Source organism: Cysteiniphilum marinum, from assembly GCF_014857925.1.
Classification (GTDB): domain Bacteria; phylum Pseudomonadota; class Gammaproteobacteria; order Francisellales; family Francisellaceae; genus Caedibacter; species Caedibacter marinus.
Genome location: NZ_JACYVZ010000009.1, coordinates 12,124 through 31,801, shown reverse-complemented (window position 1 = coordinate 31,801; position 19,678 = coordinate 12,124). Strand labels below are relative to the sequence as shown.

General features: G+C 36.3%; 17 protein-coding genes. 2 read left to right on the top strand and 15 right to left on the bottom strand.

Features of this window, described 5'->3' with window-relative positions:
• Positions 1-132: 132 nt before the first annotated feature.
• From IE867_RS06350 to IE867_RS06340, 3 genes are all read right to left on the bottom strand, one after another.
• Positions 133-1,419, bottom strand: coding sequence for a sensor histidine kinase (locus IE867_RS06350; RefSeq protein ID WP_192483935.1), 1,287 nt, complete (start codon positions 1,417-1,419; stop codon positions 133-135).
• Positions 1,416-2,153 (bottom strand): response regulator transcription factor, encoded by a 738-nt coding sequence (locus tag IE867_RS06345; RefSeq protein WP_192483934.1) that lies wholly within the window; start codon positions 2,151-2,153, stop codon positions 1,416-1,418. Before IE867_RS06345 ends, IE867_RS06350 begins: the two co-directional genes overlap by 4 nt.
• Before the next feature lie 74 nt (positions 2,154-2,227).
• Positions 2,228-3,556, bottom strand: coding sequence for a POT-type proton-dependent oligopeptide transporter (locus IE867_RS06340; RefSeq protein ID WP_192483933.1), 1,329 nt, complete (start codon positions 3,554-3,556; stop codon positions 2,228-2,230).
• A gap of 383 nt (positions 3,557-3,939) precedes the next feature.
• Between IE867_RS06340 and IE867_RS06335 the strand changes: the two genes are divergently transcribed.
• Positions 3,940-4,734, top strand: a complete 795-nt coding sequence (locus IE867_RS06335; protein ID WP_192483932.1) for an acetolactate decarboxylase — start codon at positions 3,940-3,942, stop codon at positions 4,732-4,734.
• Positions 4,735-4,788: 54 nt separating this feature from the next.
• Here the strand turns inward: IE867_RS06335 and IE867_RS06330 are convergent, their stop codons facing one another.
• The 11 genes from IE867_RS06330 to IE867_RS06285 form a co-directional block, all read right to left on the bottom strand.
• Entirely contained in the window at positions 4,789-6,186 is a 1,398-nt protein-coding gene (locus IE867_RS06330) for an N-acetylmuramoyl-L-alanine amidase-like domain-containing protein (RefSeq protein ID WP_192483931.1), read from the bottom strand.
• 212 nt (positions 6,187-6,398) lie between these two features.
• A complete protein-coding gene (locus IE867_RS06325) occupies positions 6,399-7,910 on the bottom strand; it encodes an O-antigen ligase family protein (protein ID WP_192483930.1) in 1,512 nt (503 codons plus the stop codon).
• A gap of 223 nt (positions 7,911-8,133) precedes the next feature.
• Entirely contained in the window at positions 8,134-8,964 is an 831-nt protein-coding gene (locus IE867_RS06320; RefSeq protein ID WP_192483929.1) for a hypothetical protein, read from the bottom strand.
• A gap of 330 nt (positions 8,965-9,294) precedes the next feature.
• Entirely contained in the window at positions 9,295-10,290 is a 996-nt protein-coding gene (locus IE867_RS06315; RefSeq protein ID WP_192483928.1) for a hypothetical protein, read from the bottom strand.
• Positions 10,284-12,704: a TcfC E-set like domain-containing protein gene (locus IE867_RS06310; RefSeq protein WP_192483927.1), complete on the bottom strand. Its 2,421-nt coding sequence runs from the start codon at positions 12,702-12,704 to the stop codon at positions 10,284-10,286. The genes IE867_RS06315 and IE867_RS06310 overlap by 7 nt, the downstream gene beginning before the upstream one ends.
• Before the next feature lie 46 nt (positions 12,705-12,750).
• Positions 12,751-13,263, bottom strand: coding sequence for a hypothetical protein (locus tag IE867_RS06305; protein WP_192483926.1), 513 nt, complete (start codon positions 13,261-13,263; stop codon positions 12,751-12,753).
• A gap of 60 nt (positions 13,264-13,323) precedes the next feature.
• Complete coding sequence (locus tag IE867_RS06300) at positions 13,324-14,058, bottom strand: fimbrial biogenesis chaperone (protein WP_192483925.1); 735 nt, start codon at positions 14,056-14,058, stop codon at positions 13,324-13,326.
• A gap of 330 nt (positions 14,059-14,388) precedes the next feature.
• Positions 14,389-15,396 (bottom strand): transporter family protein, encoded by a 1,008-nt coding sequence (locus tag IE867_RS06295; RefSeq protein WP_192483924.1) that lies wholly within the window; start codon positions 15,394-15,396, stop codon positions 14,389-14,391.
• 8 nt (positions 15,397-15,404) lie between these two features.
• Entirely contained in the window at positions 15,405-15,527 is a 123-nt protein-coding gene (locus IE867_RS14815; protein ID WP_263971899.1) for a hypothetical protein, read from the bottom strand.
• A gap of 64 nt (positions 15,528-15,591) precedes the next feature.
• Positions 15,592-16,098 (bottom strand): cytochrome b, encoded by a 507-nt coding sequence (locus IE867_RS06290; RefSeq protein ID WP_192483923.1) that lies wholly within the window; start codon positions 16,096-16,098, stop codon positions 15,592-15,594.
• A gap of 40 nt (positions 16,099-16,138) precedes the next feature.
• The gene (locus IE867_RS06285) at positions 16,139-18,019 is read right to left on the bottom strand and encodes a lytic polysaccharide monooxygenase (RefSeq protein WP_192483922.1); all 1,881 of its coding nucleotides are present in this window, start codon (positions 18,017-18,019) and stop codon (positions 16,139-16,141) included.
• A 437-nt stretch (positions 18,020-18,456) separates the two neighbouring features.
• Between IE867_RS06285 and IE867_RS06280 the strand changes: the two genes are divergently transcribed.
• Complete coding sequence (locus IE867_RS06280) at positions 18,457-19,392, top strand: MipA/OmpV family protein (protein ID WP_192483921.1); 936 nt, start codon at positions 18,457-18,459, stop codon at positions 19,390-19,392.
• Between the two features lie 22 nt (positions 19,393-19,414).
• Here IE867_RS06280 and IE867_RS06275 read toward each other — a convergent pair whose 3' ends face one another.
• Positions 19,415-19,657 carry a hypothetical protein gene (locus tag IE867_RS06275; protein WP_192483920.1) on the bottom strand — a complete coding sequence of 81 codons (243 nt, stop codon included), beginning with the start codon at positions 19,655-19,657 and terminating at the stop codon, positions 19,415-19,417.
• Positions 19,658-19,678: the final 21 nt, after the last annotated feature.

The window sequence follows — 19,678 nt, the reverse complement described above, 5'->3', positions numbered from 1 at the left end:
AAGCCTTATGTGTATTCGTGTTGGCTGAGCGTCAGTCGAAGCCTTTATACATAGGTTGTTTCTGCTTTCACCCACTTCGACTGATGCTCAGGGTACAGTGAGTACTTGTGAGTGAATATTTTGTAGCTTGAGTTATTGAAAAACAACTCGAACACATAAGCCGATATCTTTGTTGGCTCTGGTAAATTGAACTTTTGCATTGTGGTTAAACAAAATAGCCTTGGTAATACTCAAACCCAGTCCAGAGCCTTTAACTTTAGCAGTTCGCGCAGGATCTGCTCTAAAAAATGGTGTTGCCATCAATCGAAGGGTTTCATCGCTCAACTGATCTCCATGATCGATAAACTCGACAATAGTTTGCGATTTATTACTCCTAATAGCAATATCACAGTCACCTGCATATTTTAATGCATTATTAATAATATTCTTAAAAGCACTTGCTAATAATTTAGGCTGTCCTTTAATCATTTGAGATGAATAGGATGGCATCTTTATCAGGGTTACTTTAGCATGAACATTTTTGTATTCATCAACAAGCTGACTTAGTAAATTATCCAGATTTATATCGGTTACTTTTTCCAAAGAAAAGCTACGCTGCATATAATTAAGTATATGAGTTAAATAGTCATTTAATGCGCCAACTTCATGACTTATACTCTGTTCTAATTTTTCATTCTCAACACGTTCAGCTAAAAGCTGCAACTTTGCCAAAGGCGTTCGCAAATCATGTGTTAATGCCTTAAGTGTAATATTTCTTTCATCATTGCTTTGCTTTAATTTTTCAATCATCTTTGCCATCATACCAGAAGACAATCTAATCAATTTAGGCCCTGAAGTCACCATGGAAACATCACCAGTGCCACCAATCATCAGCTGATTAGATAGCTCATTTAAACGCAACCAAGGTCTGAGCAACTTAATGCTAGAATAAGCGTAATAGATTAGAAAACATAATAGCAATAGTTGCAAAATAATAATAATCAAAATAAAGAAGTAAGCTGAACGATTACTTTTAATATTCAACCACTGCGCCATATTTGGCAGATAAATCGAGTAACTATCTCCTAGTACTCTATTTTGCATGTGTGATAACGGTAATTGAGGCTCATTGGTTAACTCTATTTGATCATTATATTTAGGCTGATCTGAAAATGATATATTAGGGTTAATGCGTTGCATCTTATTAATAAGGATCAGCTTATTATCATGGTAATCATCATTAACACTAAGCGTTGGTTGTTTTAACATTTCACGTAGATAGGTAAAAAGTGTCAAGCTTCTTTGTACCGTTTCACGTGTTTGCCCTTGAGCATATTGATATAGAAAATAAGATGAAAACAGCATAGAAAGAACTGCCAAAACACCTATAACAATAAGTTTGAAATACGAAAACCTCATTGAGGTTTTATGCAATGTCATGCGATGCCTACAGGTTTCACTGTCAAGACATAGCCATCGGAATAAGCCGATACTATAAACTCTTCATCAGACTGAATACACTCAGTAATTTTCTTACGCAGACGATAAATCAGTGAATTAATAGAGTTATCCTCAAAACTATATTCTTTTTGATAAATCAATTGCAATGCCTTCTCCTTTGAAACCGGTCCATCATCATGAATGAGCAACATTAAAAAATCCTTTTCTCGATTACCTAGTTTGATTGAGTGCTTTGTCTTCTTGTTGACTATTTTTCTATGGTTTGACAAAAAGAGCCATGAACCGAAATCATAATCTTTATATTCTAGTAAGGTATTTTGTTGTTGATTAACTGTATATTGGTCATATATAGTCAGTGCTTTATCAATTTTAGTCAATAATAATCTTGAGCTAAATGGTTTCTGAACATAATAGAGCCCTCCAACTTCTAGCGCTAACACTTCTTCTACTTCATCATTTACCGCACTAATAAAGATCACAGGAATTTGGCATGATTTCCTTAAACGCCTACAAAAAGAAATGCCATCCTCTTTTGGCATCATTAGATCCAGTAAGATAATATTAATCTTATGCTCTGATAGTAACTTGTCTGCTGCCTCAGTGTCTTCTGCGCAAAAGGTTGTAAACCCTCTGACAGCTAATGTCTCTGACAAAAGTTCACGAAATGTTTGATCATCATCAATGATTAAAATATTTTTTGCCTGTTCTGACATCCTTCACCCAACTACTAAAATATCGTTTTACTATTATGCATAATCTAACACATAACTATATTTATCGCACTTTGTTAATCTTTTACTTTTCGATTCCAAATATAAGTACCAACTACAATGATTATTGCAACAGCGATTGTTACTGAACTTATCAATGTTGAGATGGTCTGGGTACTATAATCTATAGTGAGTGTGGCGACATAACCACCGACAATATTCCAAACCGCTAACATCAAAAAGAAAATACCAGTCCCAATACCTATCTGATTTTTAGGCATATATCGAGCAATCACACCCAAGCCAATAGCACTAACCAGTAATTCCCCCATTGCATTAACAATATAGGTTAGTATTAAACCAACTTCATTTGTCCAGTTTGAAATAATGGCACAGGACGCCCCAATTAATACTGTGCCAATCGCCATTTTATAAAAATCATGGATAAAAAAGCGCTTGTATAACGTTAAAAATACTGAGCCTGCAATAACAATCGTCAAAGGGTTTAACACCAGTAAGAGCTGTGCTAACACATCACCTATATTGGCTTTTGCTTCAGTCAAAAAGCTTGTGTATAGCTGCACATATACAATATTAAAAGGCGCAATTATAAACATCAAAGCAATCACTGCCCACACACTTGGTACTTTTATTGCAAGCACGACAAGATAAAGCATTGCCGCAATAGCAGTCAAAATTGTTACGATAGTCAACACGGATTTAAATGACAAAATAGCTAACACCCCAACACATAACAGAGGAATCACTGCAACCATAAAGATAATTTGTTTTTTTTCAAGTTTCTTTGCCCCGCCCATCGTTGATATATCAACCAGAGTATGCCTCATAAGATAAAAAGTAATAATCACAAGAAAACTTGAAGCCGTACTAATCCAAAACAACGAAACGTAATCAATAAATGCCAATGCAACAAGCATTAACGTTAATTTTGCAACTAAAGCGCCTATATTAATTGAAATATACAGCGCTGTATAACTTTTAGCTTCATCCCCTTTTTTAGTCACTTGTGCAAGCAGTACTGACGGCGCTGCCTTGAAAAGACCGATACCAACAGCAATCACTGCAAGTGCCAATATCGCCATATTTAAAGTAGGTGATATTGCCAAAATAAAAAAGCCAATGCCTTTGGTCAACAGGCCAACATAAACCATGCGCTTAGCGCCAAAAGTATCAGCAAAAAAACCACCTATCACCATAATTGCATAGGTCATACCACTTGCCCCTGCGTACAGCAAGTAAGCATATTTATGATCGACATCAAAGAAAGCCATTAAGTAAGCCACCAAAACCCCAGCTAATGCCGCCCAAGAAAACCGTTCAATGACTTCAACTTGATATAGATTCCAACGCCCCATACGTGATATATCTTTATGCGTACTATTCATAATTCTCCCCCAGAATTTAGTATTTTCAGATAGAACATCCAACAGACTAACAGAAATATCTAAAGCATCTTAAATATCAATCATCACAAAAAATAACAGCTACAGCCATATTCCTGCCCACTTAGATTGTGTAAGCGCTAGCTGAGCGTAAGTCGAAGCCTCTATGAGCCTGTAATTTTCCCAAGCTACCACACTTCGACTGACGCTCAGAGTACGGTGAGCACTTGTGGGTGAATATGTAGTCTTAGCCAAAATAACGCCCCCATTTAAGCTTACCTTATATTTTTATTCAACCAAGTATGATTTTATTTGATTTTTACTCTGCCACATTGTTTATTATCATAGGTAAAGTTTCAACACATAAATTTAGGAGATCAAAATATATGACAAAATTTTTTACACTTGCAACCACAACAGCCCTTTGCCTAACTTATATGCCACTTAGCCTTCAAGCTAATCAAACAACACTTTATCAATATGGTACGATTAGTGCGCTTCTTGCCGGAGATTACCGTGAGAAAGTTGATTTAAGTACCACAAAGGCTCATGACAATACCTTTGCAATTGGTGCAGGTGTTGGCTTAGGTGAAGTTGTTGCTATAAACGGTGTTTATTATATTGCAGATCCACATGGTCAGTTAAAAGAAATGAACAAACCATCTGGCTTTTCTTTTCTAACAGCGACTGATTTTAAGCCAAATAATTCGCTGAACTTTAGTATTAAAAATAAGCTTTCCCTTGAGAAGCTTCAAGAAATGATCATGAGCAAAGTAAAAAGCAACCAGATAAGCTATGCTATTTTAATCAAAGGTCAATTTAAACAAATTCTATTGCGAAGTGAGGACTACAGCAAGGCACAAGATTTGCCGTTAGACATATGGTTAAAGCAACATGAAAACCGATATACACTCAAAGATATTTCCGGAGAAATGGTTACTTTCTTTTCCCCTGAGTATACCAAAGGCTTTGGTGTACCTGGCTTTCACAGTCATTTTGTTACTGATGATAAGAAAACAGGAGGTCATGTTCTCAATGCTGAGATTAGCAAAGCACAGGTGGAGATTATGCCCATCGAAAATATTAATCTAAGGCCTGGTGTTGTCGCTAATTATGACCATAAAAAGATTGATCTGGATAAATTGCATGATCTTGAAAATGCCGAGCTCCATACGCACTAATTAAGTTTTGAGCACTATCCCATCGTAAATCTTTTTACAATGGGCGCATTGTAGCTATATGTTGATTTTTTGTATACTTACACCAACCAAGGACTCACTCTCCATATAAGGATATTTGCCGTATTGTTTAGATGCTAAATACTCTCCTAATGGCATTGAAAATACTCGATTACATGTCACAGGTTCATTGCTTATTTTATTGCGTAAAGACTGATAACCTTTCGGAATTTCATTCTCTGGCGTACATGCATATTGTTCGGCACCATTCTTTTTTGAGTAAATAAAACCATTCGGGTAAGCACTACTTGCTGCCATCAACATTACTTTGTCACAGCGCTTTTGATCACATATTACAGGAGTCACAATACATTGTTTTTGACCTGATGGATTATAGTCACACTGGATATTTTGATAAATAATCTCATGTTGACTAAATGATGCTTTATACAGTATGCCCATATGTGAAACAATCAAATTAGACCCAATAACTTCACTAATTGGCTTTCCTGCAATCAACCATTTACTATCTTCACGTACAAATTCAACAACAGATGGCGTAATGAGTTGATTGAGCAATACCTCATTAGGCTGATAATCTGACCCTACTTTACGTACTAAAGCTTCTTTTGGAATATAAGAGAATTTCTCAATATCAATCTTGGCAAAATCATCTGCATAACCGTTGGTAAAACGTGCAACGATTTCATCTGCATTGTCTTCATATTGAGGCAACACTCTTATATTAGATTGAATGTTTTGCGGTTGCGCTTTATTCTCAAACCAAGTCTTGTGATCAATCACTTTTTCAGGCAAATAATCAATAAAGTTAGAAAACGGCCCATACGCTGTGACATCCGTAATCAAGCCTGACTGCTGATTGACACGGTTAAAATCACTGCTGGTAAAGTTATTGCGATTTAAATAGCTTTTTGTTTTTGTTTGATCATAAGCACCATAATTAATCGCTTGTAAGTGTGTTTGAAATGCCGTCAAACTGTTTGATTGAACTAACGCTAGCACATCCTGAACAAACGTCATACAGTCCAATCCGTCCAAACGATATGGCAAGTCCTGCTGTATCCTTAAGCACGACTCATCATACCGTTTGCACTCCCCCTCACCGATAGCACCAGAAAAAATATATGGAATATTGGCGTTTTCAAAAAAATTCAATACCGACTCAAAGACATGTCCATCGTGATCACTATTTACACCATAGACTTTTTGTCTTTGAAAATACGCTTGCAACAACTGATTACTTTGATGAAGAATTTTATGATAATCATAATTTATCACCGTGTACTGTGCTGTATTCCTATTAAGAGCTGACAACTCATGTTTTGCAGCAGGATGCAACGACAGACCTGGCACATAAAGATCTTCACCATTAAATGGTGCAGCAAATGACGTGCTTACCAATGAAAATGCAACAAACAGCATGCTTAGTTTCATATCAAAGAACCTCCGTGTTTAGGTTACAAATATCTAATATATCAAATTTAAATAAACCACTGACCACACTAAAATAATCTCCCCAGAGTATACCTCAAAAAACCACCAAGACAAAAGTGTTAAAAAATCATCAAACATAACATAAAGCAGCATATATCAAACGCCTTAGTAAGCTATGATCCTTGATAGTTTAAAGCAAAAAAACAAAACAGCTAAACACATTTCAAATCAGCTGAATGAGAAAGCGCTTCAATACTTTTGTTATGCGTCATAAACCAACCGTTTGACCACAAATTAGGACTCAGACTGGTCATGTCCTTATTTTTAATATAACAGGCTGTACCATAATGATAGGCATTTGTCGTTAATCGAGACATACTATGTAATGAATATAACAGCAAATAAGCTGATGCAATCATACAAATAGCGCCCAAAAGCAACTTGAAAATTCTCTGCTCAATGGTTGATTTAAAGGTTAGCAAATTAGCCTTTGATATAAATATAGCGATCAACAACCCAATCGTGAGCGCAAAAGTAAGTTGTGCAGCAGGCATAATGGTCACGCCACTAACTAATCCTTTAATAAACATAGAGCTTACAGCAAAAACGATCACCATAGCATAGATATTATCTTGAATTAATTTTGCTATGTTAAAAAATCTAACGATAAGCATAATGACAAGCATCATAACGATGATCGCATTGATGATGCCCCACTCAGCTAATAATAATGCCCATATATTATGTGGGTGAGCAGCTGTTGTTTCACTATAAAAGTAAACAAAAGCAGGATACATACCGGGCCCTAGACCTAGAAATATATTCTCAGATAACCCTGCTAAAATCGCCGCTTGAATCAATGGCCAACGATCACTATAGCTTAAAAAACCATCACTACGATCCATATTCAAGCCAACTGATGCTTCCATCAAAAACGTAATGGTATAATAAGCAAAAAACGCCAAAACAAAGCAAAGCAACATATACTTACAATAGCGATAAAATAATGGACGAAAGAAAATGATGCCAATGACTATCATTGATATCAATATAACAAAACTTGCTCGAGAAGCCGTTAAAATCATCAAATAAAGCCCTGTACTGACGGCAGTAATCGCGATTATTTTGAGATAACGATTTTTAACAATCAAAAGCAAGCCACTACTTAGTGGCACTAAAGCTGTTAAAATTTGATCTAAAAATCTAGGATTTAAAAATTGCGGATGGACTGTTAATGCTGAAACACTGTTTAGCATATTAGTCCCTATATTCTCAGCGAATAATACAACGTAGCCATGACCAATATAAGCAGCGACTACTATAAAAAACAAACACCCTAACCACATATAGTAGTTAATATTTTGTTGTTTATGTACAACACTATAAGCAATTGTCAAACTAAGCAGAATCAATAAACATAACTGGGTATAGTGCACAAAGGCTATCCCCATAAATGATGCCTTAATACTACTTAACAACCCAATCATCAAAAATAACGATAACAATAAGGATACAACCTTATTCTGCATCAATATCTGCAAGATAAATACGCTGTAATTTCTCCATAGAAATAATAAAGGCACAATACTCAGTAGCAATAATTGCATTACACGCCGCTGGTCGTAATAAAAGATATGCTCCAACTGTAGTGGTGCAATAAATATAACTAACAAAATAGCACTTAAAGTGATGGCTACACCGCTTTGTCTTAACCATTGTTGCATTGAAGCTCTGCTCCTGTTTTATAATATCAACATCATTAGCAAAACAATTTACTAACTAGGATCATAAAGATAATAAGTAATATAAGCAGTCTACATAAGATTACTTATTGATCAAATCTTGAAAGATAACGAATAATCACTCGTCATAACACAGTGATTCATGTTTTATAATTGTTCAGATTGGATGTAACAGGAGGTCAGATCGAGCACGTCATATATTTATCTAAATGTGCGTGCACGTCATATATCTATCTAAAGTACTTCCATCCTTGAAGGTAGCGCGATAAAACATATCCGTCGAATTTCCATGAGATTTACCTTTATTAATATAATGATTATAGACCCCTTGTACATAAAAAAATTCAGTTGTGGACTCCCACTCTCCTGAACTTCCATGCAGATTGGAAAACATCACGTTATCTAACACTTTGTCACCTGGGTCTAGTTTATAAGTGACCAAATACTCATCGGCATCCAATTCCGGGACGTAGTCATGCTCACAGGATGCCGTTATAAACTCCGGAAAGTCCTCAACGGTAATTGCTATACTTTCCTTCTGTGCCCGATTACCCGCATCATCAATTGCATTAACCGTTACGCTAGTATCACCCTTAAAGTTATGTACTGGCATATACTGAACACCACCTCTTAAAGCAGCGTCTATCCCTCCTTGGCTTTCATCTATACCAGCGCCATAATCATACCCTGTTACCGTGACTGTATGTGTATTATTTCCACGACCAGCAGCATTAGCGATATACAATGCCCCGCTACCCACACTAAATGTTACACTTGATAAATTACCACCACCATCGTATACACTGGTTCCCATTATTTCCAAAGGATCGTCGGGATTATAATCTGACACCTGATCATCTGCTACCGTGATCACCGGAATATCCTCAAAATTTGAAGCGTCATCAGCAAAAGACTCTACTACAGATGATTTATCAAGTGCTGGAGCAGAAAGGTTTTGACCATTACTCGCACTCCCTTTAGATGTCTGATTAGAAAAATACATCACATCTTCTTGCGCCTGAGCCATTCCAATCATCGAAAACCCTACAAACACTGCTACAAACTTTAATTTCATAAAAGTTCCTTCTTGTTATATTAATATTTTTAAAATCATTCAACATATCAAATCTGATACAACTTAATCATACATTTCACAAGCATGATAACAACTAGATAAAAATAACCATAAATCATCAAATGGCATTATCTAACATGGTTTTTTAAAAACTCGAACTATTTTTGCGAGTTATGATAGAAAGTATTATACTCAGACTGAATGTGACAACTTTATGAAGCTTAACTCTCCAAACTGTTAATGGCCGATTCTGGTACACTTCTGTTGGCCATTGACACCAAACCAAGGTTATTACCATACAGCATCAAAATTTAATGTCATTTGACCTTCATACTGCCCAGAGTCAGGCGGGCTCTTAGCTATAATATTAAGTGGAATACTATAGTTACTCGGAAGCTGCTGCAGTGCTGTTGTGTTTGTTGCATTAGTGATAATCTTTTCATTATTGATATAAACCTCATAAGCCCAATGACTTTTCGTATCTGTGTTCTCTAATTGACAGTTGCCATTGCCATCATCACTTGAAGGACTATTACATGCCAAGGTAACATTATAATCTACTGGAACAGGTGCGTTTGATGTATGCTTGATGTAGCTATTTGTGGCAAAGGTCTCTAGTTTTGAGCTCTCTGGCTTTAATTGCAGATGTGTTAACATCGCTTCAAAATTAAAGGACAATGGTATCACCATCTCAAATCTCACCAATATAGATGGTCCTGGGTTACCTATGTTAGGATTACTATCCTCAGAAGGCCAAGTCTCCCAAGTTTTCATAATGGCATTGCCTTTATATGTTCCTGCTTGAGGCATCATCGCTGGTCTAGGTATATAAAACTCAAATTGCGCATCACCAGATTGTGGAATGTCTTTATAATATGAAGTTGCTGCATTTGTATAAAACCATACCCTTCCTGAAACTCCACTATCAGTTTTCCCCCACCCTTCACGCCTGGTCAAAACTGTAAATTCTGATACAACACCTGTATTTTGGTCTTTTAATTCCACAATAAATTCCATAACTCTGTCATGAGTCCATGAAGGATTGTTGAATTTAGAATGATATCTACGTACTCCTAACGGATCCTTTATCTCTGAAGAAACAACACTTAGCTCTTCACCTACTACTCCAAAATAACTACACCAAGAACCATTACTCAGACAATCTCCACCATTCATCAAAGAACTACTATAGATGGTGTCGTAGTCATCTATCATTACAACCTCAGCCATAGATAGAGAATATTGGCTAAAAATAACGCCTAAGGAAAGTATCATTTTTTTTAACATTCAATCACTCCTATCCACTGTCCTGATTGCAAAACTTGAGGATCTTGAAACTCATATTTACAACTACCGTTAATTTGCAAGGTTGGATTTCTTTTATCTATATACACCATAAAATAGCCTTTCTCATCGGTTACTGTTTGGTTAATGTGATTTTTGACCATCACATTTTTCTTAGGCTTACCATCAACCAATGCACGACCTAATACATGTATTGTCGCAATCGCAGATTCATCAATCTGAACAATATTGCCCGGCATGAGAGTGAAGCTTTTTTCTTTCTCAGAGTATTGGAGATTCGATCTGTCATTTCTATCCTCTAAAAGCTGAAGCGTGTATTCTTGGTACGCCGGCAGCATAATAAGATTCTGCCCTGCACTTAAACTATAGCGTCTGCCATCAATCTCAGCATCAACACTTGCGTCCTCTGGCATATCCATATCAATCATAACACCCGCCTGATTATACTGATCCGCACTGAAAGAAGGGATAAAATCAACCAAAGCAAAACTGCCTGAGAGTGAGCCATATATTGATGAAGTTGATTCTCCGTTAGTTGATTGATGAGCTGCATCAATAAAGCCACTGATATTATCAGAGCCCAAGTTAACTGAAATACCTTGCGACTCACTAACATCACCATAATCTATCTCAAGTGACACATCATCAATATAATTACTGTCAAAGTTTGGTGAATAGCCAAGTGTGCCACTATTTGTATTATTATAGCTTTGATGCCCAAGAGAACTGTTAATGCTCGAACCATTATCAAAGAAGTAGCTAAAGTTGAGCATAATGGAAAAGTCTTTATATTGACCACCTGTGTACTTACTATAACCATAGTTAATCGTTGAATAAATTTGATAGTCCCTGGCACTAACCCATGTTTTATAATGTGACACGTTGGATTGAAAACCATTTGTTTTTAAATTATACATATAGCTTCCTGATAAAGAACCAAGTCCAATATCATTTAGATGAATGCTAGTGCTTATGCCAATGCTATTATAATCTTTTGCAAAGGCACTAAAAACTTGCTCATTTTGATAGTTATTTCTTTGATTATCTTCATTTTGATACCACAAACTCATCGAAAGCAAACTAAATGGCTGCATTTGTGCATTGATATTAAATCCATAACCATGATAGTTATCAATCGCGCCTGAAGCATTAAATGAGAGACTCTCTGAGAACAAATAATCAACACCAGCCTCCCCTGTTACCGTACTACCCAGCACATAAGCTGAAAGGTTTGTCACTGTATTGGTTAACGGCATAAATGCATAAGCCCCACCTAGATAGACTTTATTAAAGCGATCAGGAAAAAACTGCTCTTGATAGTTTGTCTCTTTTGCCATCCCGAGCCAAAGTCTGTAATGTGAGCTCCTGTCACCAAAGTCTGCTGCTGAAGTTGGTTTGACAACTGTGCTTATTCTGGTTTCAATCAAGGTGTTTCCTTGATAAATCTCAACTCTCACTGAATAAATACCATAAGGAAAAGAGGAGGTGTCAACCTCATGTGTCCCTGCGGCAAAACTTTGCACACTTAAAAGGTTGTTTTCTTTATAAATTTTTACTTTGGTATTACTCTGTGCATAAATTAAAATCGGCACTTGAGAGCTCGCATTTTTGTTTTTCTTCATATTATTTGAGCTTGACAGCCCAATAAGTAAGCTATCCACTGATGGGATATAATCCATTTGCGTCACGGCATTAAAAGGCGCCTCATAGCTGCCCATAAAACCTGCAATTAACAGATTGTCTTGAAACTCCTGCTGCACATAAAGCTGCGTTAGTGTTTCACTTGAGCTATTTTCATTGCCTGAGGCGATGATGCCGCTGTGAATAGAAGTATTATTAACACTACTGATATTCTCTAAATTTAAGTTATAGCTTGATGTCTCATTTGAAACATCAAAGTAAAGATCATAGTTAAAAATACTGCCATAACGTGTGTTTTCATGTAGATTAAGATAGCCCTGATCTTGATGATTTTGATACGATACCGCGCTCTTATTAATTGTAATATCCAACTGGGATGTCTTGGTCGAAAAATGACTTCTTGCTAAAATAGATCCCGCTTTACAGATGCCTTGAGCTTCATATTCAGTGCTACAGTAAATGGCATCTTCAAAAGGAATCCCTGAACGCCATTGATCTAAAATAACTGCTTTAGCTGTATCTTTTAACTTTACAGAAGAGAAAATCTCATTAAGATCAATTCCTTCAAGTTTACTATCTTGCATATATGCTGTATGGTACCCAAGCTGAACACCTGAAACTTGAACATTCACATCAACCCCTTGCTGTGAGGCAAAATCAATAAATTCTTTTGGTATATGTTTATTTGCATGAGCCTTAGCTAATAAACAAAAACTCAGCACTCCACCCAAACAAATAAATTTCAAATAAATCATCGATTATGCCTCTTATAGCTTATTAACCCAAATTAACCCAAACGTCTTAGCTTAAAGTTCCATCAAAAAGAAGATTTAAGTTACCACTATAGTTTCCTTCTACGTGTTTAGAATCGTCATATGTTTCAGGATCAATCGTCAGATCCACGATAGAGGTACCATCTGGGTTACCAAGTTGAGTAAAAATATTTGCCGCTGTTGTTGTAATCGCCTGAGTCCCAAGTTTGACCGCATAGCCAATTTTCTTTGTTGGATCAGTACTATGCGTAATCTCTAGCGGCGCAGCTGCACTGACGTTAAGCGCAGTTATTTCACCATTGCCTACATTTATCGTAACTGGCGTTGAATCACCAGTGAAATCATCTGCAACTAAATCATAAGAAAATTGAAATTGAGAGTTTGCTACATTCACGGTGTAGTAAGCCGCATCAGTATCTGGAACATTCGCAGATAAGTGAATCGATAAGCTTTCTCCTTGAGTAGAAGCTGCATTTACCCCACCAATAATAGATGCTGTTAATAAAACGCTTGCTGCTAGTGTTTTTGTGATTGTTTTCATTGTATTTCTCCTAAATATATTTATTTACATAGTTTGATATTAAATTCATTTATTTGTTTGTTAAATTTCATATAATTCTCTCTCATTGCCCTCAGTAATCACATACTCTGTCTCCTTATGGTTATAATCAGTTAAACTAAAATTTTTACTTTGTTTAGCGTACACAATATGGTTCTCTACTTTGTTCCCATTTTCACAATGCTCAATCGTCTCATCGCGACAAGTCCCTTGAATTTTAACTTTAACAAAGCTATTGCCTTTATTTTCTATCTTTAAAACATCGTCACTTACATCATGCACTGTGTTATAGCGAATATTTTTCTGCAGCGGTGTGACAATTAGCAAGGTTCCATAGGCAATAGACAAAGTAACACCAGTTTTCACCTCACCTTCTTGCACATTGAAAAATCCATTATCTAACGACGGCTCAACAGGAATAATACGAATGCGGTAATATTGATCCGCGGTAATAGAATCTCTACCTTTAGGTAAACTCATCCGAAGCAGCTTTTCATAATTAGGTGGAATAACCATCTTTAATGGTGAAACCAAAAGATCACTTACCATATCTTTAAGCTCAAGCTTTATCTCTTTACCCTCTCCAAATGGATCAATAATTTTAAAAGCCTCTATCTTTACATATTGAGTTGTGCTCCCTGTGTTTTTTATTGTCCGCGTGATCTCCTGATCATCATTGTCCCACTTTAGCAACATCACCCCTGGATCGAGACTCGCATGAGAAAGCGTAGTTAAGCCCAAACATAAAACAAATACATACTTTACAAAATTTATCATAAATAAGTTGCCCCAAATCAATAGTTTCACTTGCATTGACAGCCCATTAGTCAATCGCTTGATGAGTAAATTATAAACATACGATTGCGGGATGGGAAATAACGAAATATAACCAAAAATAATAAAATTTCTCGTCATAATATACCCATCACAAATCATTTTGCGGTACTTAATGCTGAAGAAGCTTTTGGTGATTTTGAGTGATTGGAGAGCAGGTAATAGCTAGGACTATTAGCAAAATTCAATCACTCAAAATCGCAGGAAATTCAATAGCAGAAATGCTGTAAAATGTTTTGTGATGGGTATATATTTCACTTTATCTTTCTCTAATTAAATATTAAAACTAAAATGTAGACTCGCCTGCCAAGCCTGTTTCATCTGTGTGCCATTTAAGTTTTGATAAACTGGATAACCCACCTCTAAAGTCAATGCGCTATCTTGCAGCAAACCATAACCTTTAAGCTTTGCCATCATTGATAAGTTGATGGTTTCACCACCTGTACTTTCAGGATCATAACTGATGCCCCAACTTGCTTTTGTACCATTAGCTACCCCACTGGTTTTAGTCGTCATTAGATATTCTAATTTAGAGCCCACTTCAAGCATTGATGATAATTGATAATTAGCATAGATATTGGCACTGTAAACATCGCCTAATTGATAATCACGATAATTGTCATAAAGGCGCAATACTGCATTAAACTCACTACCCAACGTTAAGCTTTGTAGATAATGAGCATAATTCACACCGAAAATTGGATCAAACGTACCGGAACCCATTTGCATATTGTAACCAAATAATGTTGTATCCATCATAGGCATACCACTTTGATAATTAATTCGCCCAGTTGGTAAGCTTATTCCGCCACGTATTTGCAATTTTTGCATTACATTATTTATGAGATTATATCCGCCTGTAACTTCTGTATCACCAAAACCTTCTGATTTCATTGTTGAGCCTTCAACAACACCCATCATATGCATATCCATATCCATGGTTTTAACATTGTATGAACTCATCACCATAATATCCCAGTCATGCGTCATATACATTGCCATAAACATCGTCATATACATATGCATTTGTTTAGGCACCATCATGCCATCTGGTTCAGAAGCACCACTATCACCGCTTTGGAAGCCATCCATATTCATATACATTGTCATAATATCAAACATCCACATACCATCATTAGCATCCTGATGATGGTGATGTAACGCATCAGTTGACTGTGTATGATGAGCCATATTGTGATTTTGTGTATTTGAATAAGCCGGTGACAACAAACCAAAACACGCCGAAAGTAACAGCGTTAGCCTAAGTCTTTTCACACTCATAAGCATGGCTACTCTGCATCTACTTTCGCTTGTGTTTCTACTTGCTGTGGCGCAGTATTATGTGCGCTACATGCAGCATAAGTTAAATTACTCAAGCCAAAACTTGCGCATAAAACCATAATATATTTCATTTTAATAAATCCCCCAATAATATTGATAACTACCACAAACGATCTCATGCTAGTAACCGTTTTTTTAAACCATTTTTTTTAAGATTTTATGACCATTTACATAGTGTTTAATAACTGCCAAGATATGCAAAAGTACTAATATTGATAATGCTATACATGAATATTTATGTAGATCAAACCATATATTCAAAGCAATAGGACTATGAATAAGTTGTGGGAAAAATAAGACCCCAAAAACATTGATTTGACGATCCATCATTAACACACCAGATAGCAACACTATAGCTATCACCACATACAAAGAGAAATGCATAGCTTTTGCTAATTTATGGTTATGATTGCTAAGGTTACTATCTTCTACCTTTCTTGAGCATAACATGACAATCACACGCAAAATGAAAAATGGAATTAGCACTGTTGTTATTGAGACATTAAAAAAACCGATCGCTGCTTTAACCTCTTGGCTGACGTCAAATAATGCAACATAAAAACCGGTTATTAATGCCCAAATAATAATAACAGCAGAAAACCAATGCAATATTACTTGCCATTTATTATATTTTAATTTCATAAGCACCCATTACTTATGATAAACAATATATCAGACTAACCTATATAGCCGTCCAAGTACTAGATCCATATATACCAACCGGATCATAAGTTTCTTGGTTACACCAGTCTTGATGCCCCGTACACTGATATAAGACACCTGATCTTGAAACGGTTGTCCCCATCTGATAACTACCAATATTTTCTGGCCATTGTATATATTCAGCATCAACGCTCGGACGCTCAGCTAACTTCCCAGTATCAATCCAAGCATCAGCAGATGCAATCCCATTACCTGGTTCATAGTGATACGTTGAAGTCTCTGACTGTTGACACCAACCTTGTACTGTGGCGTCTTTACACTGATAGACTTTGTATAATCCTGTTGCCTCATCTTTCACGCGTGAAACAACATCAACTCCAGCGACAAATAATTCAGGACCATATTCATCATCATGCATATAAATATAAGTTGCTTCTGGCTCAGGAGATGGCTCAGGTTCTGGCTCTGATGGCGGAATAATATCTATGACCCAACTATAATTATAATTTGTATTAGCGATACGCTTACTATCAAGGTAGACAAAGTTTAATGCGTCATGGGCACTTGCATTTTTGCCATCACTATTTAACTGACCAATCGCAAAATCATAATCAACCTGATCACTTATTAAACGATCAATTTCCTGTGAAACCACGGCCAAATTACTGTCAACAATCTCAAACTCAGCAATAATCTCATTATTATTATGACCATTATCTTCAAATAATCTAAACTTCAGCGTATAACCTTGCTTGAAATCATAACGCTGATTAGCAATTATATACTCTTGACTTAGATTGGTAATCGGCAATAAATACTTAGATTTTGGAATCTCTGGCACTTCAGCTTGCTTGCGCTCAATTTTCCATGAATAGTTTGAAGCATCTAACGTATCTTTGATATACACACGATATCCACTCTCTTGACGAGGTGTTTCTACTTGTAAACCATCCTCGGATAAGACACCTATTTTGGTGTCGTAGCTTAATTGGTTATATTTTTGTGCTAGATTATATTGCCAATCGTTAATATCATTTTGAGTATTGATTTTTATCGTTGTATGGCTATTACCATTATTACTAATACCTGTGAAAACAATAGAATCACCCACTTCCAAGTCATTATATTTAGGCAAGAAGGCAGGACCTGAAACACTTTTTAAAGTATCCCAACTATAGTTTTCTACTTCTTTAAAATTAACATTAGAGCAAGCATAAAATGCTTCAGCACTGTCAGATCTTTGCCATACTGTGAACAATACGGCATCTTTACCAGCATATTCATTAGGAATATCACAACTATATTTATGGTAATTTCCAACCACACCCGCGGTTTCAGGCACATAATGGCAAATAGGTTGCTGAGTGATATCATTAAACGTAATTGCCTTTGATTTATCCCACCCTTCTTTGGTTACATAAATATCAATATAACCAGTATGTCCTGCCGGGCTAAAGCCTGTCATATGAGGCGCTGTTGCATGAAAGGTAAACTCATTCATACCAACATCAAGCTCAGTCTTATTCTCCTCCCAAATATGAAAATATTTAGGGTCTGAAAGATCTTTAAAGAACTCATAGTTAGCCACTCCATTGCCAGAACAAATCTCTGCATTCATTCCGCCTTGCATTGCTTCAATGTGAGCCGCCAATGGCGTTTCTTTATAATCTTCACGCTCTAGATAACCGCCTGCTGATCCGATCCCCATTGATTGCCAATCATAGCCAATATTTGGGCTTATGCCTGTATTTTGACATACTCCACTACCAGAATCAGCGCCACACAGGAACTGGCGAGATGGCGGATACGATGGCGCTCCATGTGCATAAAGCGCATTGACTTCAAACAATGACACACCAATAACTGCAGCTGTTACAAAATTTATTTTTTTAAACTTCATTAGTTTCCCCATTAAATTTAGATAAAATTACGTTAATCCAGAGCATCACTAAAGCGATAACACAAGCATCAATATCTAACCCACAACCCCCACAATTAGTCGTGAAAGAATGATAGATATCAAGAACTCGTATCATATTGTTTTAGTAACACTCACTCCCATTAGTTTCTGCAAGTTAGAAACTTGAGAATTACCCCAGTTTTTCACCCCCAATTTTTCAATTGATACTCCCCCAATAGTCACTGATTTACAACTCAGCGATAGGATAGCATTTCTTTTGCCAATATCTTCTATAAGGAAGAATCACAAAAAATATCAACTACGTATAAATGCATTATTATTTATTATTATATTCTTTGTTGAAACTACTACATATCCACACAAGATATAACTACACTTAATCATCGTAACAATAACGATAGCTTGAGGAACAATAAATGGCTTGTAAATATAACTTTCTAATGATGCCGCTTAGCATAATGTTGCTACCTATGTTTGCTTTTACACAAGAACAACAAGCCGCTAAAGATACCCTGCTAACCAATAGCCCTAATAACTCTGCTAATAGCAACTATGGTGAAACGCAAAAAGATTTACTAAGCAAGGACACAAGTAAAATACAAAAAGAGCAAAAAGAGCAAAAGCAAAAGCAAAAGCAAAAGCAAAAGCACTTTAATATTCAACATCCTTGGAGTATTGGGGTTGCGAGTATCTTCACGCCCAATCCATACAAAGCAACTGATGATAACATTTTGGCATTTCCGATGATCGCCTATAAAGGTGAAGATTTAACGATCCTTGGACCATACATTGCTTATCGCTTAATCGGCAATCGCATGTTTAGTTTTTCTGTTGATGGCTTCTTATATCCACAAAAATTTGATGCCAGCAAATCAACTGATCCACAGTTACAGAAGTTAAATGACCGCAACTATATGTTTATGGGAGGGTTCTCAAGTCGTTTCAACAGCGCTTATGGCTCATTGCAATTGGGTTTGAATCTTGATCTTACGGCAGGCACGCATGGGTTAATGGCAAACATGCAATATACGAAACCTTTTATTTTACAGTCCGATAAACATCAATTGATTATTTCACCAGGCGGTGGCGTGCAGTGGACACAAAATAAAATATTGGATTACTTTTATGGTATTTCTGCAAGCGAATCAGCACTATCTGGATTACAAGAATATTCCCCAGGTAGCGCTTTTTCACCTTATTTATCATTATCACTAATGTATCGTTATAACAAACGTTGGGGCATCACCAGCGTTTTTCGCTTAAATCAACTCGCAAGTACTGTTCAAGATAGCCCAATGGTTGGTCAAAGCTATGTATTAACATCAGCGATTTCATTTACGTATTCTTTCTAACCCGATCTTGGTAAAAATGTGCTTAATTTATCGCACCCTTTTCTAACTTATTTAAGACGATTCCTACGACAATAAAGATGGCACCAATAATCAAACTGGCACAGCCCAACATACCTGTGATAACGGATTCACTAAGATCATAAAGGCTATGCGCCGGAGGAAACCAACTAAAGGCACCAATGATCAACACTATACTTAAGATAACTAATATAATGCCTATGACTAGACAACCAATAATAGATCCTGATTGCTTACAACACTTCATTACTATTCTCCTTGTTTTCAT